This is a genomic window from Streptomyces malaysiense (genome assembly GCF_000980885.2).
Lineage (GTDB): Bacteria > Actinomycetota > Actinomycetes > Streptomycetales > Streptomycetaceae > Streptomyces > Streptomyces malaysiense.
In genome coordinates this window covers 149,359-172,329 of sequence record NZ_LBDA02000057.1, presented here as the reverse complement: position 1 = coordinate 172,329, position 22,971 = coordinate 149,359, and the positions used below count along the sequence as shown (strand labels likewise).

General features: G+C 73.0%; 18 protein-coding genes and 1 riboswitch. Of the genes, 7 read left to right on the top strand and 11 right to left on the bottom strand.

What is annotated here, in order from left to right; all coding sequences use genetic code 11:
* The first annotated feature begins 280 nt into the window (after nt 1-280).
* Nucleotides 281-1,135, top strand: coding sequence for an SDR family oxidoreductase (locus VT52_RS25350; RefSeq protein ID WP_046423514.1), 855 nt, complete (start codon nt 281-283; stop codon nt 1,133-1,135).
* 140 nt (nt 1,136-1,275) lie between these two features.
* Nucleotides 1,276-2,262 (top strand): EamA family transporter RarD, encoded by a 987-nt coding sequence (gene rarD, locus VT52_RS25345; protein ID WP_107481437.1) that lies wholly within the window; start codon nt 1,276-1,278, stop codon nt 2,260-2,262.
* 64 nt (nt 2,263-2,326) lie between these two features.
* Here the strand turns inward: rarD and VT52_RS25340 are convergent, their stop codons facing one another.
* Nucleotides 2,327-3,607 carry a hypothetical protein gene (locus VT52_RS25340; protein ID WP_071387661.1) on the bottom strand — a complete coding sequence of 427 codons (1,281 nt, stop codon included), beginning with the start codon at nt 3,605-3,607 and terminating at the stop codon, nt 2,327-2,329.
* A gap of 197 nt (nt 3,608-3,804) precedes the next feature.
* Between VT52_RS25340 and VT52_RS25335 the strand changes: the two genes are divergently transcribed.
* Nucleotides 3,805-4,941, top strand: a complete 1,137-nt coding sequence (locus tag VT52_RS25335) for an amidase (RefSeq protein ID WP_071387660.1) — start codon at nt 3,805-3,807, stop codon at nt 4,939-4,941.
* Here the strand turns inward: VT52_RS25335 and VT52_RS25330 are convergent.
* From VT52_RS25330 to VT52_RS25315, 4 genes are all read right to left on the bottom strand, one after another.
* Nucleotides 4,931-5,809: an ABC transporter permease gene (locus VT52_RS25330; RefSeq protein WP_046417147.1), complete on the bottom strand. Its 879-nt coding sequence runs from the start codon at nt 5,807-5,809 to the stop codon at nt 4,931-4,933. The two genes, VT52_RS25335 and VT52_RS25330, sit on opposite strands and share 11 nt — an antisense overlap.
* A complete protein-coding gene (locus VT52_RS25325) occupies nt 5,796-6,752 on the bottom strand; it encodes an ABC transporter ATP-binding protein (protein ID WP_046417148.1) in 957 nt (318 codons plus the stop codon). The genes VT52_RS25330 and VT52_RS25325 overlap by 14 nt, the downstream gene beginning before the upstream one ends.
* Before the next feature lie 55 nt (nt 6,753-6,807).
* Complete coding sequence (locus VT52_RS25320; protein ID WP_046417149.1) at nt 6,808-8,052, bottom strand: LolA family protein; 1,245 nt, start codon at nt 8,050-8,052, stop codon at nt 6,808-6,810.
* A 341-nt stretch (nt 8,053-8,393) separates the two neighbouring features.
* Complete coding sequence (locus tag VT52_RS25315) at nt 8,394-9,404, bottom strand: polyprenyl synthetase family protein (protein WP_046417150.1); 1,011 nt, start codon at nt 9,402-9,404, stop codon at nt 8,394-8,396.
* A 532-nt stretch (nt 9,405-9,936) separates the two neighbouring features.
* Nucleotides 9,937-10,155, top strand: a riboswitch (cyclic di-AMP (ydaO/yuaA leader).
* Nucleotides 10,156-10,158: 3 nt separating this feature from the next.
* Here VT52_RS25315 and VT52_RS25310 point away from each other — a divergent pair.
* Nucleotides 10,159-10,644 carry a transglycosylase SLT domain-containing protein gene (locus tag VT52_RS25310; RefSeq protein WP_046417151.1) on the top strand — a complete coding sequence of 162 codons (486 nt, stop codon included), beginning with the start codon at nt 10,159-10,161 and terminating at the stop codon, nt 10,642-10,644.
* A gap of 45 nt (nt 10,645-10,689) precedes the next feature.
* Here VT52_RS25310 and VT52_RS25305 read toward each other — a convergent pair whose 3' ends face one another.
* From VT52_RS25305 to VT52_RS25295, 3 genes are all read right to left on the bottom strand, one after another.
* On the bottom strand, nt 10,690-11,502 hold the full coding sequence (locus tag VT52_RS25305) for a Cof-type HAD-IIB family hydrolase (RefSeq protein ID WP_046417153.1): 813 nt from the start codon (nt 11,500-11,502) through the stop codon (nt 10,690-10,692).
* A 158-nt stretch (nt 11,503-11,660) separates the two neighbouring features.
* Nucleotides 11,661-12,872, bottom strand: coding sequence for an FAD-dependent oxidoreductase (locus tag VT52_RS25300; protein WP_046417154.1), 1,212 nt, complete (start codon nt 12,870-12,872; stop codon nt 11,661-11,663).
* Nucleotides 12,873-12,906: 34 nt separating this feature from the next.
* A complete protein-coding gene (locus VT52_RS25295; protein WP_046417180.1) occupies nt 12,907-14,148 on the bottom strand; it encodes a carboxylate--amine ligase in 1,242 nt (413 codons plus the stop codon).
* Between the two features lie 257 nt (nt 14,149-14,405).
* Here VT52_RS25295 and fahA point away from each other — a divergent pair, with 257 nt between their 5' ends.
* The gene (gene fahA, locus VT52_RS25290; RefSeq protein WP_046417156.1) at nt 14,406-15,626 is read left to right on the top strand and encodes a fumarylacetoacetase; all 1,221 of its coding nucleotides are present in this window, start codon (nt 14,406-14,408) and stop codon (nt 15,624-15,626) included.
* A 179-nt stretch (nt 15,627-15,805) separates the two neighbouring features.
* Nucleotides 15,806-16,744 carry a M56 family metallopeptidase gene (locus tag VT52_RS25285; protein WP_046417157.1) on the top strand — a complete coding sequence of 313 codons (939 nt, stop codon included), beginning with the start codon at nt 15,806-15,808 and terminating at the stop codon, nt 16,742-16,744.
* Between the two features lie 71 nt (nt 16,745-16,815).
* Here the strand turns inward: VT52_RS25285 and recQ are convergent, their stop codons facing one another.
* Nucleotides 16,816-18,813 carry a DNA helicase RecQ gene (gene recQ / locus VT52_RS25280; RefSeq protein WP_046417158.1) on the bottom strand — a complete coding sequence of 666 codons (1,998 nt, stop codon included), beginning with the start codon at nt 18,811-18,813 and terminating at the stop codon, nt 16,816-16,818.
* Nucleotides 18,814-19,106: 293 nt separating this feature from the next.
* Between recQ and VT52_RS38150 the strand changes: the two genes are divergently transcribed.
* Nucleotides 19,107-19,652, top strand: coding sequence for a hypothetical protein (locus tag VT52_RS38150; RefSeq protein WP_046417160.1), 546 nt, complete (start codon nt 19,107-19,109; stop codon nt 19,650-19,652).
* Between the two features lie 97 nt (nt 19,653-19,749).
* On the opposite strand, the gene nuoN is transcribed toward VT52_RS38150, so the two are convergent.
* Together nuoN and VT52_RS25265 are read right to left on the bottom strand one after the other, a co-directional pair.
* Nucleotides 19,750-21,399 (bottom strand): NADH-quinone oxidoreductase subunit NuoN, encoded by a 1,650-nt coding sequence (gene nuoN, locus VT52_RS25270; RefSeq protein WP_046417161.1) that lies wholly within the window; start codon nt 21,397-21,399, stop codon nt 19,750-19,752.
* Entirely contained in the window at nt 21,396-22,967 is a 1,572-nt protein-coding gene (locus tag VT52_RS25265; protein WP_046417162.1) for an NADH-quinone oxidoreductase subunit M, read from the bottom strand. The genes nuoN and VT52_RS25265 overlap by 4 nt, the downstream gene beginning before the upstream one ends.
* Nucleotides 22,968-22,971 lie beyond the last annotated feature (4 nt).

Here is a 22,971-nt window from a genome sequence, read left to right as displayed (position 1 = left end):
GCTGGACACCGCGATCGAGCTGAAGGGCAAGGGCGACCTGGGCGCGCTGCTCGCGGGCGGCGACACCTGGACGGTCGTCGGCTGACACCACCCCGCGGCTCCACCGCTCCACGCTCCACCGCTCCACAACTCCACGCTCCACCGCTCCACCGCTCCGCGAGGCCCGGGACGACCGTTCCCGGGCCTCTTCGCGTGCCCGGATCAAATGCACTTTCTTTTAGTTAGCGCTAACCGTATGGTTAGTGCTCTAGCCCCCCCCTCGCAAGGAGCGTCAGAGACCATGAGCATCGTCGTCACCGGAGCCACCGGACACCTCGGCCGGCACGTCGTGGAGCAGTTGCTGGAGAAGGTTCCGGCGGAGCGGATCACCGCCGTCGTACGCGACGAGAAGAAGGCCGCGGACCTCGCGGCCCGCGGCGTCAGGCTGGCCGTCGCCGACTACAACGCGCCCGAGACCTTCGACACCCTGTTCGCCGCGGGCGACAAGGTCCTGCTGATCTCGGGCAACGAGTTCGACAACGACCGGGTGCGGCAGCACACCGTGGTGATCGAGGCGGCGAAGGCGGCGGGCGTGGCACTGCTCGCGTACACCAGCGCCCCGGGCACCCTGAAGGCCACGCTGGCGGACGACCACCGGGCCACCGAGGAGGTGCTGCTCGCCTCCGGCCTGCCGTACACGCTGCTGCGCAACGGCTGGTACCACGAGAACTACACCGAGCGGCTCGCCCCGGTGCTGGAGCACGGCGCGGTCGTGGCCGCGGCCGGCGAGGGCAGGGTCTCCTCGGCCGCCCGCGCCGACTACGCGGCCGCCGCGGTCGCGGTGCTGACCGGCGAGGGCCACGAGAACCGGACGTACGAGCTGGGCGGCGACGAGGCGTGGAGCTTCGCCGAGTACGCGGCCGAGCTGAGCCGCGCGGCCGGCCGGGAGATCACCTACGACGCGGTGACCGAAGAGGTGATGCTGGGCATCCTCACCGGCGCCGGGCTGCCCGAGCCGCTGGCCGCCGTCTTCGCCGGGGTGGACACCTCGATCTCGCGTGCCGAGCTGGTGGTCGACTCCGGGGACCTCGCCCGGCTGACCGGCCGCCCGACGACGCCGCTGGCCGAGGCCGTGGAGGCCGCGTTCAAGAACTGACCGGCGCCCGGCCACCGCCTCCCCCTGCCCGCCATGGACTGTCATGACCGTATGGCGATACGGACATGACAGCCCGGGGCGCGCGGCGTTACCTTCGTGCCCGCGCGCACGTCGGCGCACGAGGAGCGGAAGGAGGACCCGTGCCCGGGACGTCCAAGGGTGAGCACCGCATAGGTCTGCTGAACGGTTTCGCCGCCTACGGCATGTGGGGCCTGGTCCCGCTGTTCTGGCCGCTGATGAAGCCCGCCGGGGCGATGGAGATCCTCGCCCACCGGATGGTGTGGTCGCTCTTCTTCGTCGCCGTGGCCCTGCTGTTCGTCAGGCGCTGGGCCTGGGCCGGGGAACTCCTGCGCCGGCCCCGCCGGCTGGCGCTGGTGGTCGTGGCCGCCGCGGTGATCACCGTCAACTGGGGTGTGTACATCTGGGCCGTGAACGCCGGCCATGTGGTGGAGGCGTCCCTCGGGTACTTCATCAACCCGCTGGTCACCATCGCCATGGGCGTGCTGCTGCTGAAGGAGCGGCTGCGGCCCGTGCAGTGGGTGGCGGTGGCGACCGGTTTCGCCGCGGTCGTCGTCCTGACCGTCGGCTACGGCCGCCCGCCGTGGATCTCGCTCTGCCTCGCGTTCAGCTTCGCGACCTACGGGCTGGTGAAGAAGAAGGTGGGGCTGGGCGGCGTCGAGTCCCTGGCCGCCGAGACCGCGGTCCAGTTCCTGCCCGCGTTCGGCTATCTGCTCTGGCTCGGCGCACGGGGGCACTCCACCTTCACGACCGAGGGCGTGGGACACGGGGCGCTGCTAGCCTCCACCGGCGTCGTCACCGCCCTGCCGCTGGTCTGCTTCGGCGCGGCGGCGATCCGCGTTCCGCTGTCCACCCTGGGGCTGCTGCAGTACCTGGCCCCCGTCTTCCAGTTCCTGCTGGGCATCCTCTACTTCCACGAGGCGATGCCGCCCGAGCGCTGGGCCGGTTTCGCCCTGGTGTGGGTGGCCCTGCTGCTGCTCACGGGCAGCGCCCTGCACACGGCGCGCCGGTCGAAGAAGGACCTGGCCGCCTTGGAGCCGAAGGCCTCCCGGGCCCGGTTCGGGGCACCCCGGACGAAGGATCGGGGTGGGGCCTCGGTGGACGCCTGACCCCGGCAGCGGCCGCGGGGCCGTGGGGGACGCGCAATCGTTTTCTCTCGGATGCGCGGGGCGGTTACGCCGCCCCGTGCTCGGCCGTCCGCGCGGCCCGGGACGCCCGGTCGGTGAGGCGGAGCATGCGGGCGCGGGCGGACTCCAGCGGGTGGGGGTCGTCGGCGGCGGGGCCCGGTTCGGCGGCGAGGTCGGCCCAGAGGTCTATCAGGTCGCGGCCCAGCCGCAGACCCTCCTCCGGGTCCCGTACCGCACGCCACGCGGTCGAGGCGCTCTGCACGTTGCCGTAGGCGGCGTCCGCGTCCCGCGCGGTGCGGCGCAGCCGGGCGAGGTCCAGGGAGAGCCGGCAGGCGCGGACCGGTTCGCCCGCCAGGTAGGCGATGTAGGCGGCCAGTTCGCGCAGGTGCAGCACCTCGGCGTGGGCGGCGCCGAGGACGGCGGCGGCCTCCTCGACCGTGCGCTCGACGAGTTGCGCCGCCTCCTCGATCCGGCCAGCGCACACGGCCTCGTTGATCCGCGTCACCGGCTCGGTGAGCAGTTCGGCCCCCTCCGCCGTCTCGGTGACCGGACCGTCCCCGAGCACCTCCTCGGCGACCGCGTCGAAGCCGCGGGGCGGGGTGGGGGTGGCGGTCGTCGCGGGGACGGACTCGCCGGGCCAGTCGGTGTTCTCGGGGACCGTCGGCGCCGGCGCGGTCGCGGGCGCGGCGGTGAGCGGCCGGGGCACGTCCACGACGGGTGCGGGCACGTCCACGACGGGCGCGGCAGAAGCCGCGACGGGACCGGGCAGGCTCGTCACGGCTCCTGCCACGGAGGCGCCCTCGCCGGCTCCCGGGACACCCGCTACCGACCCGGACTCGACCCCACCGGCCTCCGACGCGGACCCCGACCCGGCCCCGGACGGGGACCCGGCCCCGCCCACGACGAGCGCGTCCACACCCCGCCCGGCCTCGGCCTCCCCCGAGACCCGCGCACTCGAATCCGCCGCCCCCATCACCGGCGCCGGGCCGAACGCGCCCGCCGGGGTCCGGAGGAACTCCGGTGCCTCGGGCCGCGCCACCCGCATCGCCTTGCCCGTGGCCCGGCTGGAGCCGTCCGCCGACACCTCCAGCGGTACGACGCAGCCGGCGCGGTCGTCCTGGACGGTGGCCCGTACGGGGGCGCCGAGACTGATGGCGAGGCGCTGGAGCTGGTTCAGGACGGCCTGCTGGATCTCCTCGCCCGGTGCCGCCACGACCGCCACTCCGCCCACGGACGCGCCGCCCGCGCCGTACACCCGGACGGGTACCGCCGCCGGGTGCGCCACGGGCCCCGGCACCCGCTTCTTCTCGAAGCTCAGTCGAGCCATCGGTCCTTCCCTCACTCCCCCGTGCCGCGCACCGGCCGCACGCATCCTGTGAACCAGTGTGTCCGCTCCATGCCCGCCTCCGCGTCACGCCGACGTCACAGCCTCGTCCCAACGGCCCGCCGCGCCCGGCCGGGAACCGCGACGGCGGTCGCGGATGTGCTGTTCAACGACGCCGACCCGGAAGGAGAGACGGCACCATGAGCGGCGCTCGGGAGATGGCCACGGCCGTGTGCGCCGGCGCCACGACGGCCGTCGGGACGGTCACCGCCGCGCTGGCGCGGATCGAGCGCGTCGACCCGGTGCTGTGCGCCTTCGCCGAGGTGTGGGAGGAGGAGGCGCTGCGGGGGGCGCGGGCGGTGGACGACCGGATCGCGGCGGGGGAACGGCCGCCGCTGGCCGGAGTGCCGATCGGGGTGAAGGGACGGCACGGGCTGCGCGGGGCGGGACCGTTGATCGCCGCCGGTTGCGTCCCGGTGGGGGCCACCGCCGTACCGGGGCCGGGAACCGCCTGGCAGACATGGGGACTCGGGCGGTACGGCCGCACGGTCAACCCCTGGCGGTACGACCGTACGCCCGGCGGCTCCTCGGCGGGTTCCGCCGCTGCCGTGGCCGCCGGGCTGGTGCCGCTGGCCACCGGCACCGACGGGGCGGGGTCGGTGCGGATCCCGGCCGCGTGGTGCGGGGTGATCGGGCTGAAGACGACCAACGGGCGGCTCCCCTCCGCCGACCGCACGGGCCTCGCGGCGCCCGGTGTGCTGACCCGGTCCGTCGCGGACGCGGAGGCGTACTGGCGGGTGGTGTCGGGAGGCGCCCCCGGGCCGGGGCCGGGGCCGGGGCCGGGGCCGGTCCGCCCGCCCGTCGCCGTCTGGTCACCCGACCTCGGCTTCGCCGACCCCGATCCCGAACCGGTCGCGGTCGCCCACGCCGCCGCCCGCCGGCTCGCCGACGCGGGAGCCGTACGCCTCCTGCCGCCCGGGACCCCCCTCCGCCTCGACGACCCGGCCACCGCCTGGCTCGCCCTGCGCGGGAGCGGGACCGGGGACCTCCGTACGGCCGCACGCGTCCGCGCCGCCAACGATCGCGTTCTCGCCGCCCTCTTCCGTCGCGCCGACCTGCTGCTGACCCCCACCACCCCGTGCGCCGCCCATGGCCACGAGGGTCCAGAAGACCGCTACTCCACCGCCCTCACCTGGGCGTTCAACCTCAGCGGGCACCCGGCGCTCAGCCTCCCCGCGGGGTTCGGCCGCGACGGCTGCCCGGTGGGGCTCCAGCTCGTGGCGGCGCCGGGACGGGAGGAACAGCTGCTGGCGGTGGCCGGTTCGGCTACGTGTTGATGTCCTTGGTGCTGAACCGCGCCCACGCCGCCGAGCCGAACACCGCCGCGTACAGGACCTGGAGGCCGAGGCCGTGGACGAGGTCGGGCCAGTAGACGGGGTCGCGCATCAGGTCGGCGAAGGACAGCCAGTAGTGGGAGAAGAGGTACGGCCGTACGGCGTGCAACTGGGGGAACTGGTCGAGGATCTGGGCGGTGACGACCAGGCCGACGGTGGTCGCCATCGCCGCGATGCCGCTGTTCGTCAGGGTGGAGACGAACAGGCCGAGGGACGCGATCCCGATCAGGGACGCGGCCACCACCAGCACGACCAGCAGGGCCCGCAGCAGGCCGTCGGTGAAGCTGATGGTCGTACCGGAGATCGTCATCAGCTCGCCGACCGGGAAGAGCAGCACGCCGGTCAGCAGCGCGGAGGCGGCGACCACCAGCGTGGCCAGCAGGCAGAACACCACCACCGTCGCGTATTTGACGAGCAGCAGGCGGGTGCGCCCGGCCGGGGCGACCAGGAGGTAGCGCAGGGTACCCACGTCGGCCTCGCCGGCGATCGCGTCGCCCGCGACGACGCCGACCGCCATCGGCAGGAAGAAGGGGAGCGTCGCGGCGAGCGCGGTGCACACCAGGAAGAGGCCGTTGTCGGTGACCTGGCCGAGGAAGGCGGGCCCGGCCGCGCCGGACGAACCGCCGCCCCGCGCCCGGACCTTCACCACGACCCCGATCAGCACCGGCACCGCCGCCAGCACCCCGAGCAGCACGAGCGCCCGCAGGCGGCGGAGCGTGGTGAGCAGTTCGCTGCGCAGCAGGCCCAGCGTCCACAGCGGGGCGGGCCCGCGCTCGGCGGCGACCGCGGTCGCCGGGTCAGCGCGCGACATCGAAACCCTCCCCCGTCAGCGCCACGAACGAGTCCTCCAGGGAGGCCCGGCGGAGGGTGAACCCCCGTACCCGCACACCCGCCGCGACCAGGGCCGCGTTCACCTCGGCGAGGTCGCGGGCAGGCGGCTCGCCGGTGACCCGGTCGCCGTCGGCGGTGACGTCGGCGGCGCCCTGCTCCTTCAGCACCCGGGCCGCCTCCACCGGGTCCGGGGTGGTCACCACCAGCCGGTCACGCGCCCCCGCCGCGAGGTCGGCCGTGGCGCCCTGGGCGAGCAGCCGGCCGCGGGCCATCACGGCCAGGTGGGTGCACAGCTGCTCGATCTCGTCGAGGAGGTGTGAGGAGAGGAAGACGGTGGTGCCGTCGGCGGCCAGTTCCCTGATCAGGGTGCGGATCTCACGCATGCCCTGCGGGTCCAGACCGTTGGTCGGCTCGTCCAGGACCAGCAGCCGGCGTGGCCGCAGCAGCGCGGCGGCCAGGCCCAGTCGCTGCTTCATGCCGAGCGAGTACGCCTTCGCCCGCTTGCCCGCGGCCGCCGCGAGACCCACCCGCTCCAGGGCGGCGGCCACGCGTGCCCGCCGGGTGCGCGGGTCGGCCGTCGGGTCGGCGGCGTCGAGGCGCAGCAGGTTGTCCCGGCCGGAGAGATGGCCGTACAGGGCGGGTCCCTCGATGAGCGCGCCGACCTGCGGCAGCACCGTCCGGGCGGCCCGCGGCATGGGCAGGCCGAGGACGCGGGCCGTGCCGGAGGTCGGCTCGACCAGGCCCATCAGCATGCGGATGGTGGTGGTCTTGCCGGAGCCGTTCGGGCCGAGGAAGCCGAAGACGCTGCCCGCCGGGACGGTCAGGTCGAGACCGTCCACGGCGAGTTGCCCGCCCCGGTAGCGCTTGGTGAGGCCGCGGGTGGCGATCACGCCGTCCACCGCCCCGGGCCGTACCGGGCCCATCGGCTTCCCCCCTCGACTCCGGCTGCTCCCGTCGGCCGCCCTCGGCGGGTCCGGCCTACTTGCCCGCGTCCGCCGCCTTCACCAGCGCGTCCTTGGTGACCGCGCCGGCGTAGACCTTGCCGTCGTCGGTCATCAGGACGTTGACCAGGCGGGTGGAGAAGACCGTGCCCTTGCCGAACTTGCCGGAGACCTTGTCGCCCAGCGAGCCGAGGAAGCCGCCGAGGTCGCCGCCCTTGGCACCGGTGGGCAGGCCGCCCTTGGCACCGGTGTCGACGGTGGCGATGGAGGTCCAGCCCTTGCCGATCACCTTGGGAGCGCCCTCGGCGCCTTCGCGGCCCTTGGCGCCGTCCATGCCCTCCAGGCCCTTGCCCAGGCCGGGCTTCCCGGCGTCCTTGCCCGCGCCCTCCTTGAGCGCGCCGTCCTTCCGCTCCGTGACCTTCGCGCCCTTCGGCGGCGTGAACGCGAACACGGAGGCGGCGGGCCGGGCGAAGGAGACCTGGGTGAAGCCCGCGTCGAGCACGGCGGCGCCGCCGCTCTTCGGGGTCAGGGTGAACTTCAGCGGCATGCCGGTGCGCGCGTCCACCGCGATGCTGATCGCGCCGACCGTGGTGCCGGACTGGCGGGGCTTGATCAGCAGCTTGTAGGCGTCGCGCCCGGCGACCTGGGCGGTGCCGTCGACGGTCACCGAGGTGGTGTCGTCCACCGCCTTCAGCGCCTGGTCGGCGAAGTCCTTGGGCGTGGCCGGGGGCTCGGCCCGGTCCTTGCCGGCGGCGGGCGCGGTGCCGTGGGAGACCTGGTCGCTCTTGCTGTCGTAGCCCCAGACGTCCTTGCCGTTGTGGATGACGCTGTACTCGGCGCCCTGCTCCAGGAGCGAGAGCTTCTGCCGGTCCGGGCCGTCGGCCGCGACGCGCAGGGTGTGGGTGCCGGAGAGCAGCTCGGTCAGCCGGGAGCTCGGGTCGGCGGCGGAACCGGAACCCGTGCCGGAGCCCCGGGCCATGCCGGAGGCGAGACCGCTCTCCAGGCCGCCGAGGTCGGGCAGACCCAGGTCGGTGCTGATCTTCACGGTGCCGGACAGCTGCTGCACGTCCGACTTGGCGATCTTGTTGATGAGCTGCTGGGCGGTGACCTTGGGCAGGTCCGGGTCGCCGGAGTCGGCGAGCGCCGGGACCAGCCCGATGGTGGCCGCGGCCACCCCGATCACCGCGACGGGGACGGCGTACCGCGCGGCCCTGCGGCGGCCCGAGCGCGTCTCCTCGTCCCCCGCGGCGCCCACTGCGTCGTCGGATTCGTACGGTGCCATGTGTGCCTTACCTCCGTCGTCGGCGGCGGCTGCCCTCACGCTGGTCCACCCGAGCCGCCATTCTCACCCGAATCGGTGAGGAGTGGTGAAGTCCGTGGTGTCCATACGACCAAATCCGCGGTGAGGAATCGTCAGCCCTCGGGGCCAACTCGGCGTACGACTGCGGTATGACACGTAGGGGGCACCCCTAGGGGCTCGAACGCGTCCCTACCGGCAGGATGCGACGGAACCCGGGGTAGGGCCACCTGGTGGACGCCGAACGGGGGTTGTCCCGGGGTACGGGCGGACCGGCCACCCGGCCCGGCGCACCACCGCGTCACCCGGCCCGGCGCACCACCGCGTCACCCGGCCCGGTGCACCACCGCGTCGCACAGCTCCGTCAGCGCCACCTTGGCGTCGCACTCGCGCAGCGGGGCGAGCGCGGCGCGCGCCTCCTCCGCGTACCGCACGGTGTCCCGGCGGGCCTGTTCCAGCGCCGGGTGGGCGCGCAGCGCGGCCAGCGCCTCGGCGTGCCGGGCGTCGTCGCTGAGGTCGGAGTCGAGCAGCTCGCACAGGGCGAGGTCCTCGGGCAGTCCGAGCCGGGCGGCCCGCTCGCGCAGCCGCAGGACGGGCAGGGTCGGGATGCCCTCGCGCAGATCGGTGCCGGGGGTCTTGCCGGACTCGTGGGAGTCGGAGGCGATGTCCAGGTAGTCGTCGGCGAGCTGGAAGGCCACGCCGAGCCGCTCGCCGTACTGGGTGAGCACGTCCACGACCGTCTCGTCGGCACCGGACATCATCGCGCCGAACCGGCAGGACACCGCGACCAGCGAGCCCGTCTTGCCGCCGAGGACGTCGAGGTAGTGCTCGACCGGGTCGCGGCCGTCGGTGGGGCCCGCGGTCTCCAGGATCTGGCCGGTGACCAGGCGTTCGAACGCGAGGGCCTGGACCCGGACCGCCTCGGGGCCGAGGTCGGCGAGGATCTGGGAGGCGCGGGCGAAGAGGAAGTCGCCGGTGAGGACCGCGACGGAGTTGCCCCAGCGGGTGTTGGCGCTGTCCACGCCCCGGCGCACCGCGGCCTCGTCCATGACGTCGTCGTGGTAGAGCGTGGCCAGATGGGTCAGCTCCACGACCACGGCCGACGGCACCACTCCGGGCGCGTAGGGGTCGCCGAACTGCGCCGCGAGCATCACGAGCAGCGGCCGGAACCGCTTCCCGCCGGCCCGGACGAGGTGCTGGGCGGCCCCCGTGATGAACGGGACCTCGCTCTTGGTGGCCTCTAGCAGGCCTTCCTCGACAGCCGCCAATCCGGCCTGGACATCGGCTTCGAGAGCCTGGTCCCGCACGCTCAGCCCGAACGGCCCGACGACGGTCACGAGGGGTCTCCTGTCTGCTGGTGTCTGCTGGCGATTACGCGGTTTGTCGATAGGTCGCTGCCATCACTCAAGTCAGCGTATCCGGTCCGGTTTCGATCACCGATAGCGCCCACCCCGCACCCACCCGTCCAGCCTGGGCGGTATGGATCATGGTCGGCATACCCCCGCTCGGATGATGACAACGGACATTTATCCACTTAACAGATATTCGGGAACTTCATCGCGACTTCAGGGGCGATCCGGGCGCCGACCCCGCCCCGTCGGGGGACGAATCCCCCATGCCCGATTTTCCACAGTTTGCCATTTCGTGAATTGGGTCACCCGCCCGCCTTCCCGCCGACGGCCCGCCGACACCCCTTCCCGCCGTGCGCCGTAAGCGAGTTGAGTATTGGCATTCGCAAAGGATCAAGTACCCCATAGGCTGATGATCAAGGCCAAATGCCGCGATATAACAATTCAGCGCTTGTTCCCGGCATGTGCTCTCGCATACGTTCCCGACCCATCGGGCGGACGCCGAATCCTGCCGCCGCCCATACACCCATCGACGAACTCATTCGTACGGCAGGAGCGGGGGACCCAGGTAAGTCGCCGGACCGGACGACTCACGTGGCGCAGCGCGTGACACAGCGCGCCGCACCGCGTGTTCGCACCGGGACGGCTTGGGGTAAAGCCGTGCCTCTCACGGGGCGCGACCGGGCACCTCCCCGCCCGAACCCGACAGCTCACCTCGCAGGCGTAGGAGAGGAACGTCCCCATGTCTGCTGCCGTTCAGCCGCGCCGTACCCGCGCCAACCGCCTCGTCCGTCTGATCGCCGTCGCCGGCACCGGTGCGGCCGTGCTCGCCATGCCGCTCGTGGGCGCGGCGACCGCGTCCGCCACCACCGGTACGACCTCGGCCGCCACCACGCCCGCCGGGTACCCGAACAACCTCGACGGCTGGATCCGCGAATCCCTCGCGATCATGGCCCAGAAGCACATTCCGGGCTCCTACAACGGCATCTACCGCAACGTCATGCGCGAGTCCTCGGGCAACCCGAACGCCATCAACCTGTGGGACTCCAACGCGGCCAAGGGCATACCGTCCAAGGGTCTGCTCCAGGTGATCGACCCGACCTTCAACACGTACCACGTGGCCGGAACGTCGTTCAACATCTACGACCCGGTCGCGAACATCACCGCCGCCTGCAACTACGCCGCCCACCGCTACGGCTCGATCGACAACGTCAACGGCCCCTACTGACCGGCGCCGGGCCACGCGGGCCCGCGGCACCACCGCTGTTCCCGGTCACCCGGCCGGGAACAGCCTTTCGAGGACGACGGCGATGCCGTCGTCCTCGTTCGACGTCGTGACCTCGTCGGCGACCGCCTTCAGCTCGGGGTGCGCGTTCGCCATCGCGACGCCGTGCGCCGCCCAGCGGAACATCGGGATGTCGTTGGGCATGTCGCCGAAGGCCAGGGCGCGTGCCGCGGGGACCCCGAGCCGCTCGGCGGCCAGCGCGAGCCCGGTCGCCTTGGTCACCCCGCACGGCTGGAGCTCCACGGTCCCGGGTCCCGACATGGTGACCGTGGCCAGCGAGCCCACCACCGACCGGGCCGCCGCCGCCAACTCGTCGTCGGACAGGGCGGCGTGGCGCAGCAGCACCTTGCTGATCGGCTCGCGCCACAGGTCCTCGCGCCGGGCCACCCCGACCGCGGGCAGCGTCGGACGGGGCATCCGGTATCCGGGTTCGATCAGGGTGAGCCCGTCCGTGCCGTCCTGGTCGACGGCCGCGAACACCGGGCCCACCTCCGCCTCGATCTTGCCGAGCGCGGTCTCGGCCAGCTCCCGGTCCAGCCGGACCGACCACAGCATGCGGCCGGACCCGGCGTCGTAGACCTGCGCCCCCTGCCCGCACACGGCGAGCCCCGTACCGCCGAGGGCGGTCAGCAGGGGACGCACTCCGGGGGCCGGGCGGCCGGTGACCACCAGATGCCGGGCCCCGGCCCGCCCCGCCCGCGCGAGCGCGGCCAGCGAGCGCTCGGAGACGGTGTCGTCGCCGCGCAGCAGCGTCCCGTCCAGGTCGGTGGCGATCAGTGCGTACGCGGGGGAGGCAACCATGATCAGAGAATACGGACCCGTTCCCTCCGCGGGGCCCCGCGTCCTGCCCCGACTCCCGTGTCACTGCCCGGACTTGCGCGGGAACCGCCGCCAAGTGGGCTGCGCGGCACTCCTGGTGGGCGGGGCGACGGCGCCCGCCCGCCCGGCGCGCCCGGCGCTCACCCGTGCGCCCCCGCCAGGTGCCCCGCCAGCCTCGGGGAGGCGAATTCCGTACCGCACACGAAGCGCATCACCGGGCCGTAGGAGGAGGCGGCCGGCAGGCCCGTGAAGTAGAGGCCGGGTACCGAGGAGACGTAGCCGGCGCCGAGGCGCGGGGCGCCGCGGCTGGTCGCGAGGTGGGTGCGCAGGCTGGGGCCGAGGAAGTCCATCGCGGCGACGTCCACGCGGTACCCGGTCGCGGCGACGACGTGGTCGGCGGTGAGGCGCTCGGTCCGGCCGCCGTGGGTGCGCACGGTCAGCACCGGGCCGCCGTCCCCGGCCGCCGCGCCCAGCACCCGCTCGACATCCGTCACCTGCACGGCGGCCTCGAACCGCTCCCGCAGCCACCAGGCGCCCAGCGGGCCGAGCACCCGGCGCACCAGGAAGTGCCGGGTGGGTTCGGGCAGGAAGCGGTAGGGGTGCGGGCAGTAGCTGAGCGCCCACAGCGACCAGGCCCGCCCGAACGGCGACTCGGGACGCAGCCTCGGCTGCTCCCAGGGCGGCGCCCCGAACGCCACCCGGCCGCGCCCCCGCGCCACCACCCGCACCCGGGCCCCGGCCTCCGCCGCGAGCGCGGCCGTCTCCAGCGCGGACTGCCCGGCGCCGACCACGATCAGTTCTCCGCCGGCGAAGCGCGTGAGGTCGTGGTGCCAGGAGCTGTGCGAGACGGGGCCCTCGGCCTCGGGCCCGCCCTCGGCCGCCGCCGCCAGTTCCGCCGGGAGATGGGCGAGACCGGACAGACCGGTGGCCACGACGACCGCCCGCGCGACGAACGACTCCCCCGAGTCCAGTTTGAGTTCGAAACCCCGGCCCGCGTCCCGCCCGGCCGGCTCGACGGAGACCACCCGCACCCGTTCCAGCTCGGGCACCAGCTGCCGCTGGAACCACTCGCCGTACCCGATGAAGGTCTCCACCGGGATGACGTCCTCGTCGCCGGCCAGTCCGCGGATCCCGGCCGCGGCGCAGTAGTCGGCGAGGGTGTGGCCGGGCTGCGGGCAGTCGAGGCTGGAGGCGGCGGGGGTCGATTTCAGGAGCATGCCCTCGGGCATGTGGGCGCGCCAGCTGACCATGGGGTCGCCGAAGACCCGTACGGGCAGGCCGCGCGCCCGCAGGTGGGCCGCGGTGGACAGGCCGAACGGCCCCGCCCCGATGACTGCAACCGGTCGGATCACGAAGTCCCTCCCCAGGACGCGTTTCCTCGTGGGCCTACTTGGTGACGCCGCGGCGGTGGGCCCGCCACAGCTGCCACAGATGCCGTGCGCCGGGGCGCACGAAGCGGGCGATCATGGTGAGGAACGGCAGCGGGTCGTCCCCCGCGAACCAGGCCAGCTCCGTCCCGCTCGCCCGCGCCGGCGCGTGCGGGGTCGTATAGCCGCCGCGGCGGTAGGCGACCAGGGCCGGCAGGTCGATGTTCTCCACGACGTAGCGGCGCCCGGCCCGCTGCTCCCCCCTGGGCACGGGGCGCCCGGTCAGATCGAGATGCAGCGCCCGTACGACGTCCACGCCCGCCTCGTTCTCGAACAGCCGGAACTGCGCGCCGATCCGCGGATTGAAGTCCAGCAGCTTGTACCGCCCGTCGCGCCGGTCGAGGCGCAGGTCGAGGTCGACGACACCGCTGAACCCGATCCGCTTCACGAACCGTGCCGCCAGGTCCGCGAGTTCCGGGTTGTCGACGGCGTACGCGTGCGCGGTCATGCCGGCGTGCGGCGGCCAGGAGCGCACCTTGACCCCGGTGAACAGCGCGAGCGGGTTCGCGTCCCGGTCGAGACAGGCGTGCACGATCCAGTCCTCGGCCTGCTCGCGCGGCAGGTACTCCTGGAGGATCACCCCGGGGTCCGGCCCCCACTCGCGGGCCAGGGCGAGCAGACCCGCGCGGGTGGCGATCCGCGTGGTGCCGCCCACGGCGGGCCGGCTGCGGCGCAGGAACGCCTCCCGGTTCTTGGCCACCACCGGAAAGCTCGCGGTGTCGGCGAAGGCCACGACCTCCTCGTACGACCGCGGGAAGGCGGCCGCCGGGCTCGCGAGCCCGTGCCCGTGCTCCTCGCACAGTTCGTGCAGCCCCTGCTTGCTGGCCAGCCGGCGCGGCAGCGCGGGATCCACCCGCGGGCAGAGAAAGGGGCCGGCGAGCGCGTCGCGGTGTTCGGCGATCAGGACGGCCGCCTCCTCGTCCGTCGGGATCAGCACGGCCGGGCGGCCGATCCGGCGGCCGATGCGCAGCAGCCCCTCGACCAGGTGCCCGGGGTCCTCCGCGCCGGTGGTCGGCCAGACGAACGCACCGCGCAGATAGCGCGAGGCGGCCGCCGGTGTGTACGGGTCCTCGGTGATCGCGTACATGGGCACGCCGAGCCGGCCCAGGCTGCGGATCGCACCCACCCCGCCGTGGTGCAGCGGGTAGGAGCCGAACTTGACGATCAGTCCCGGCACCTCGCGGTCGGCCGCCACGGGCACACCGCCGGTGTCTTCGGCCACGGGTCCCCCCACGTGTCCCCCAGAGGAACGGATCCACCCCGTCCGTCTCCTCGAAGGACGCTAAGCCGGAACTACCGCCTTCGACAAGGTTCTTTCGGGCATTGCGAACTCTTGAGGCACTACGGGGACAACCCCCCGGCCACTGCCCAAGACCGGTGTCCCGGCCGTAACGTGTGGCTCGATCACGTGCAACGCATCGCCACGCATGGCCTGGATGAGAGCGAGGCAGTACCCCGATGCCCCCCTTCGACGTCCCCGAGGGCGACCCCTTCGGCCCGCACAACCTTCCCTATGGCGTGTTCTCGCCCTCCGGCAGCTCGGAGCGCAGGGTGGGCGTCCGGCTCGGGGACCAGGTCCTCGACGCGGGCGCCGCGGCCGCGGCCCTCGGCTCGCCGCACCAAGCGCTGCTCGCCCGCCCCACCCTCAACCCGCTGCTGGCGGCCGGGCGCGCCACCTGGACCGAGGTACGCTCCGCGCTCACCTCCTGGGTCACCGACCCCGCCCGCCGCGAGACGCTCGCGCCCCTGTTCCACCCGCTGTCCGAGGTGAGCCTGCACCTGCCCTTCGAGGTCGCGGACTACGTCGACTTCTACGCCTCGGAGCACCACGCCCGTAACGTCGGCAAGGTCTTCCGCCCGGACGCCGCGGACTCCCTCACCCCCAACTGGAAGCATCTGCCGATCGGGTACCACGGCCGCTCCGGCACCGTCGTGGTCTCGGGCACGGATGTCGTACGGCCCTCCGGGCAGCGCAAGGGCCCCGCCGACCCCGCGCCGGTGTTCGGCCCCTCGATCCGGCTGGACATCGAGGCCGAGGTCGGCTTCGTCGTGGGCGTGCCGAGCGAGCTGGGGACCCCGGTCGCGCTCGGCGACTTCCGCGAGCACGTCTTCGGGCTGTTCCTGCTCAACGACTGGTCCGCGCGCGACATCCAGGCCTGGGAGTACGTGCCCCTCGGCCCGTTCCTCGGCAAGTCCTTCTCGACCTCCGTGTCCGCCTGGGTCACCCCGCTGGACGCCCTGGAGCACGCGCGGGTGGCCCCGCCCGAGCGCACCCACCCGCTGCTGCCCTACCTGGACGACGCGGCGCCCGGCATCGGGCCCGGCGGCTACGACCTGCGCATCTCCGTGGCCCTGAACGGCGAGGTGATCTCCGAGCCGCCCTTCTCCGCCATGTACTGGACCGCCGCGCAGCAGCTCGCCCAGATGACCGTCAACGGCGCCTCCCTGCGCACCGGCGACCTGTACGGCTCCGGCACCGTGAGCGGGCCCGAGGAGCGGCAGCGCGGCTCCCTGCTGGAGCTGACCTGGAACGGCCGCAACCCCCTCGAACTGCCCGACGGCAAGCGCGCCTTCCTGGAGGACGGCGACGTGGTGACCCTGACGGCCTGGGCACCCGGCCCGGACGGGACCCGGGTGGGCCTCGGCGAGGTGACCGGCCGGATCGTGCCCTCGGCCTGATCCGGTGGGCGCCGCGGGGCGGGCCCGGGGCGGACGGTTCGCTCCCGGTACCTGTCTCGCGGCGCCCCTGTTCGTCATACTGGCGGCAGCACGCACCACCCACGGCGGCCGCCCGCGCCGCCCCCTGCCGCGCCACCCGTCCGCGAACCCGTTCTCCGACCAGGAACCGGAGCCCCGGCATGACCGTCTGCCTGCTCCTGCTCAGCGTCGTCGCCCTGACGGCGGCCGGGCCGGCGCCGCGCGCGCTGACCCGGGCCGACTGGCCCGAGCGGGAACCCGTGGTCGCGCTGTGGGTGTGGCAGTGCCTGGTCGCCACCGTCCTGCTGTGCTGCCTGGCCGCGCTGACGCTGGGCACCGCGGCGGTCTTCCACGCCGTGCGCGACCGGGTGTTCGCCCCCGCGCCGGCCGCCGTCACCGCCGCCTACGACCTGTCCGCCACGCCGGTGTGGGCCGCCGTCCTCACCGTCCTGCTGGCCGGCGGCGCCGCCTGGACCACGGCCATGCTCGGCCGGGAACTGGTCGAGGCCCGCCGCAGCCGCGGCCAGGCCCGCGCCCAGCTGCGCGAACGCGCCCCCGATCTGCCCGCCGGACTGCCGATGGCACGGGGTCCGATGCTGGTGCTGGAGGACGAGTACCCGGATGCCTGGTGGATGCCGGGGCATCCCCCGCAGCTGGTGGTCACCACCGGCGCGCTGCACCGCCTGACCGGCCACCAGCTGGACGCCGTCCTCACCCATGAGCGCGGCCACGCGCGCGCCCACCACGACTGGCTGCTGCACCTGTCCACCGCGCTCGCCACGGGCTTTCCCCGGGTGCCGCTCTTCGCCCACTTCCGTGACCAGACGCACCGCCTGGTGGAACTGGCCGCCGACGACGCCGCCTCCCGGCGCTGCGGCCATCTGACCACCGCGCTCGCGCTGATCGAGCTGAATCAGCACCGGGGTGTCCTGTCCTGCGCCTCCAGCCGCCGGCTGCTGGGCGAACGGGTGGACCGCCTGCTGGAACCGCCCCCGCGGCTGCTGCGCCGCCAGCGTGCCCTGACCACGACGGTCGCCGCGCTGGTACCGCTCCTCCCGCTGCTGATCACCTTCGCACCGGGCCTGAGGGCGCTGTCCTGAGCCGCCGGCCGCGGGACCGGCGGCTCCTCGGGGACCGCTGATCCCGGCGCGGCGGCGCCGTCCCGGCCCGGCTATATCCAGTCGTCCGGCTCCGGCTCGTCCTCCGGGCCCGGCCAGTCGTCCTCCGGGGCCTCGCCCGGCGCGGGCGGCTCGGCGGCGGCCGGGGCGGATCCGTCCAGGGAGGCCAGCACGGCGAGCACCTCCTCGCCGTACGTCGCCAGCTTCTTCTCGCCGACCCCGCTGATGCCGGCCAGGTCCCGCAGGGAGCCCGGCATGCGGGAGACGATCGCGCGCAAGGTGGCGTCGTTGAAGATGATGTACGGCGGCACGCCCTGTTCCTTGGCCTGCCCGGTGCGCCAGGCGCGCAGCGCCTCGAAGGCGGGCTGGAGCTCCTCGGGCAGCTCGGTCACGGCGGCCTTGGCCTTGCCACCGCCCCGCCCGGACCCCGATCCCGAGCGGGATACGGCCGGCTTCTTCGGCTCCTTGCGCAGCGGCACCTCACGCTCGCCGCGCAGCACCGTGCCGCTCTCCTCGGTGAGCACCAGCGTGCCGTACTCCCCCTCGACCGCGAGCAGCCCCTGGGCCAGCAGCTGGCGGATGGCGCCGCGCCATTCGCCCTCGGCGAGGTCCTGGCCGATGCCGAAGACGGACAGCTGGTCGTGGTCGAACTGGATCACCTTGGCGGTGCGCTTGCCGAGCAGGATGTCCACGATCTGGAGCGCGCCGAACTTCTGTCCGCGCTCGCGCTGCAGCCGCACCACCGTGGACAGCACCTTCTGCGCGGCGACCGTGCCGTCCCAGGTCTCCGGCGGGGTCAGGCAGGTGTCGCAGTTGCCGCAGGCCGCCGCGCCGGGCTCCTGGCCGAAGTAGGCGAGCAGCCGGCCGCGCCGGCACCCGGCGGTCTCGCACAGCGCGAGCATCGCGTCCAGGTGGGAGGCGGCCCGGCGGCGGAACGCCTCGTCGCCCTCGCCGGACTGGATCAGCTTGCGCTGCTGCACCACGTCGTTGAGCCCGTACGCCATCCAGGCTGTGGACGGGAGTCCGTCGCGGCCCGCGCGGCCGGTCTCCTGGTAGTAGCCCTCGATGGACTTGGGCAGGTCCAGGTGGGCCACGAAGCGCACATCGGGCTTGTCGATGCCCATGCCGAAGGCGATCGTCGCCACCACGACCAGACCGTCCTCGCGCAGGAACCGGGACTGGTGCGCCGCCCGGGTGCCCGCGTCCAGGCCCGCGTGGTACGGCACCGCCTCGACTCCGTTGGCGCTCAGGAACTCCGCGGTCCGCTCCACCGAGTTGCGGGAGAGGCAGTAGACGATGCCCGCGTCGCCCGGGTGCTCCTCCCGCAGGAAGGCGAGCAGCTGCTTGCGCGGGTCGGCCTTGGGCACGATCCGGTACTGGATGTTGGGCCGGTCGAAGCTCGCGACGAAGTGGCGGGCCGCCGGCAGGCCCAGCCGCTGGGTGATCTCCTGGTGGGTGGCCCGGGTCGCGGTGGCCGTCAGGGCGATCCGCGGCACGTCCGGCCAGCGCTCGCCGAGCAGGCTCAGCGAGAGGTAGTCCGGGCGGAAGTCGTGGCCCCACTGGGCGACGCAGTGCGCCTCGTCGATCGCGAAGACAGAGATCTTGCCGCGTGCGAGCAGGTCCAGGGTGCTGTCCAGACGCAGCCGCTCCGGCGCCAGGTAGAGCAGGTCGAGCTCGCCGGCCAGGAACTCGGCCTCGACCGTGCGCCGCTCGTCGAAGTCCTGTGTGGAGTTGACGAACCCGGCGCGCACACCGAGGGCGCGCAGAGCGTCCACCTGGTCCTGCATGAGCGCGATCAGCGGCGAGACCACCACACCGGTGCCGGGTCTGACCAGCGCCGGGATCTGGTAGCACAGCGACTTGCCGCCGCCGGTGGGCATGAGGACCAGGGCGTCGCCGCCCGCCACCACATGCTCGACGATCGCTTCCTGCTCGCCCCGGAAGGCGTCGTACCCGAAGACCCGGTGCAGCGTGGTCAGCGCCTCGCTCGCGTCCGCGCCGGGTCCCTCGGTCACCACTGGCATCTCGCTGATCCCGCCCGTCGCTTCCATCGTCCTGTCCCCCGCCGGTCCCCCGTGTGCCGTCGTGCGCCGTCCGCCCACCACTGCCTCAACGATAGGGGTCGGCACCGACAGCCCCGGAGTTGTCCACAGGTCACGAACAAATGTGCGAGTAAAATGGGTTCCGGGTGCCTGAGGAGCCTGGGAGCATCACTCTACGTCACAATACTGTCACCCGAACGGCCGCTCCCGATGGCACGCCACCTCTGCTCCGGACCATTCTTCTCGGTGCGACCCCGTCTCCTCCCCGAGGAGCAAGGAGCAAGGAGCAAGGAGCCCCGCAGATGTCCGCTCACCTGACCAGACCCGCCCTCGCCCTCGTCGCCTCCACCTTCGCCCTCGGCCTCGCGACCGCCCCCGCCCGCGCCGACCGGGGGCCCGTCGACCCCTCCGTCTGGAAGCAGCTCGCGACGACGGTGTCGGCCACCGCGAAGTACCGGTCCGTCCCGCTCGCCGTGGCCGCCGGGTACCGGCCCAACCCCTGCACCATGGACATGAACGGCGGCATGGGCGGCATGGGCTACCACTACATCAACCCGGAGTTCTACGGCTCCCTCGATCCGGCCAGGCCCGCCGCCCTGCTCTACGAGGACGACGGCAAGGGCGGGCGCAGGCTCACCGGGGTGGAGTGGATCGTGAAGGCCGGCAAGAACACCGTGCGGCCCACGATGTTCGGCCGGAAGTTCGAGGGCCCGGTCACCGCGCACCACAACTCGACCATCCCGACCCACTTCTCGCTGCACGCCTGGCTCTACAAGAACAACCCCAGCGGCCTGTTCTACGAGTGGAACCCCGATGTGAAGTGCCCCTATCCGGGCGCCCCGGGCTGAGCCGTAGGGCAGCGCGAAGGCCCCGGTTCCAAAGACGGACCGGGGCCTTCCCACGCGCACGAGCACGGTCAGCGCGCTTCAGGCGTGTTCAGCGCGTTCAGCGCACGAACACGCTCGCCTGGTTCGCCAGGTTCAGGAAGTACTGCGGCGCCACCCCCAGCACCACCGTGACCGCCACACCGAGCCCGATCGCCAGCATCGTCAGCGGGGACGGCACGGCCACCGTCGGGCCCTCCGGCCTGGGCTCGCTGAAGAACATCAGCACGATCACGCGGATGTAGAAGAACGCCGCGATCGCCGAGGAGATCACACCGATGACGACCAGCGGGACCGCGCCCCCGGCCGCCGCCGCCTTGAACACGGCGAACTTCCCCGCGAAGCCGGAGGTCAGCGGGATACCGGCGAAGGCCAGCAGGAACACCGCGAACACCGCCGCCACCAGCGGGGAGCGCCGGCCGAGCCCGGCCCACTTGGACAGATGGGTCGCCTCGCCGCCCGCGTCCCGCACCAGCGTGACCACCGCGAAGGCGCCGATCGTCACGAACGAGTAGGCGGCCAGGTAGAACAGGACCGACGACACGCCGTTCTTCGAGGTCGCGATGACACCGGCGAGGATGAATCCGGCGTGCGCGATGGACGAGTACGCCAGCAGCCGCTTGATGTCGGTCTGGGTGATCGCCACGATCGCGCCGCCCAGCATGGTGATGATCGCCACCGCCCACATCACCGGCCGCCAGTCCCAGCGCATCCCCGGCAGCACCACGTACAGCAGCCGCAGCAGCGCGCCGAACGCGGCCACCTTGGTCGCCGCCGCCATGAAGCCGGTCACCGGGGTGGGCGCGCCCTGGTAGACATCGGGCGTCCACATGTGGAAGGGCACCGCGCCCACCTTGAACAGCAGGCCCATCACCAGCAGGGCCGCGCCGATGAGCAGCAGCGCGTCATTGCCCATCGTGCCGGCCAGCGCCGGGTTCACATCGGTGACCGAGCCGTCCACGACCTGGGCGACGCGCGCGTACGACACCGAGCCCGCGTAGCCGTACAGCAGCGCGATGCCGAACAGGGTGAACGCGGAGGCGAACGCGCCCAGCAGGAAGTACTTGACCGCGGCCTCCTGCGACATCAGCCGCTTGCGGCGGGCCAGCGCGCACAGCAGGTACAGCGGCAGGGAGAAGACCTCCAGCGCGACGAAGAGCGTCAGCAGGTCGTTCGCCGAGGTGAAGACCAGCATGCCGGAGACCGCGAACAGCAGCAGCGGGAAGACCTCGGTGGTGGTGAACCCGGCCCTGACCGCTGCCTTCTCGGTGTCGCTGCCGGGCACGGCGGCGGCCTGCGCGGCGAAGGAGTCCACCTGGTTGCCGTGCGCCGCCGGGTCGAGCCGGCGCTCGGCGAAGGTGAACAGGCCGACCAGACCGGCCAGCAGGATGACGCCCTGGAGGAACAGGGAGGGGCCGTCGACCGCGACGGCGCCCATGGCGGCGATGTGCGCCTTCGTGGTGCCGTACCCGTCGGCGGCGAGCCCGATGACCGCGGCGAACGCGGCGCACAGGGCGACGACCGACACGAACACCTGCGCGTAGTAACGGGACCTGCGCGGCACGAACGCCTCGACCAGCACCCCGACCAGCGCGGCGCCGAGGATGATCAGCGTGGGCGACAATTGCCCGTACTCGATCTTCGGCGCGCCGATCTGGGGGATGCGGTCGGCCGCGGTTGTCCACAGGCTGTGGACGGCTGGGGTGCTCACTTGGCCGCCTCCACCTCGGGCTTGGGGTCCTTCTTCTGGACGTCGGACATGGTGTGCTTGACCGCCGGGTTGACGATGTTCGTCACCGGCTTCGGATAGACGCCCAGGAAGATCAGCAGCACGATCAGCGGGGCGACCACCAGGACCTCACGCACCCGCAGGTCGGGCATCTTCGAGACCTCGGGCCGCACCGGGCCCGTCATGGTGCGCTGGTAGAGCACCAGCGTGTAGAGCGCGGCGAGCACGATGCCGAAGGTGGCGATGATCCCGATCACCGGGTAGCGCGTGAACGTGCCGACCAGGACGAGGAACTCGCTCACGAACGGCGCGAGGCCGGGCAGCGACAGGGTGGCCAGGCCGCCGATCAGGAAGGTGCCGGCGAGCACCGGGGCGACCTTCTGCACCCCGCCGTAGTCGGCGATGAGCCGCGAGCCGCGCCGGGAGATCAGGAACCCGGCGACCAGCATCAACGCGGCCGTGGAGATGCCGTGGTTGACCATGTAGAGGGTGGCGCCGGACTGGCCCTGGCTGGTCATCGCGAAGATGCCCATGACGATGAAGCCGAAGTGGGAGATCGACGCGTACGCCACCAGGCGCTTGATGTCCCGCTGGCCGACGGCGAGCAGCGCGCCGTAGACGATGCTGATCAGCGCCAGGACGAGAATCACCGGCGTCGCCCACCTGCTGGCCTCCGGGAACAGCCCGAGGCAGAAGCGGAGCATCGCGAAGGTGCCCACCTTGTCGACCACCGCCGTGATGAGGACGGCGACCGGCGCGGTGGACTCCTGCATGGCGTTGGGCAGCCAGGTGTGCAGCGGCCACAGCGGCGCCTTCACCGCGAAGGCGAAGAAGAAGCCGAGGAACAGCCAGCGTTCGGTGCCGGTCGCCATGTGCAGCGAGCCGTTGGCCCGCGCCTCGGCGATCTGCTGGAGGGAGAAGTTCCCGGCGACCACGTAGAGGCCGATCACCGCGGCCAGCATGATCAGACCGCCGACCAGGTTGTAGAGGAGGAACTTCACCGCCGCGTACGAGCGCTGGGTGGCCGCCGCCTCCTCGCCCTGGGCGTGGGCCCGGTCCCCGAAGCCGCCGATGAGGAAGTACATCGGGATCAGCATGGCTTCGAAGAAGATGTAGAAGACGAAGACGTCGGTGGCCTCGAAGGAGATGAGGACCATCGCCTCGACCGCCAGGATCAGCGCGAAGAAGCCCTGGGTGGGGCGCCAGCGGCGGCTGCCGGTCTCCAGCGGGTCGGCGTCGTGCCAGCCCGCCAGGATGATGAACGGGATCAGTACGGCGGTCAGCGCGATCAGCGCCACCCCGATGCCGTCGACGCCCAGTTCGTAGCGCACCCCGAAGTCACGGATCCAGGAGTGGGATTCGGTGAGCTGGTAACGGGCGCCGCCGGGGTCGAAGCGGACCAGGACGACGATCGCCAGCGCGAGCGTGCCGAGCGAGACGAGCAGGGCCAGCCACTTGGCGGCGGAGCGCCGTGCGGCCGGCACGGCGGCCGTGGCGACGGCTCCCAGGGCGGGGAGCGCCGCCGTCGCTGTCAGCAGGGGAAAGGACATCGGT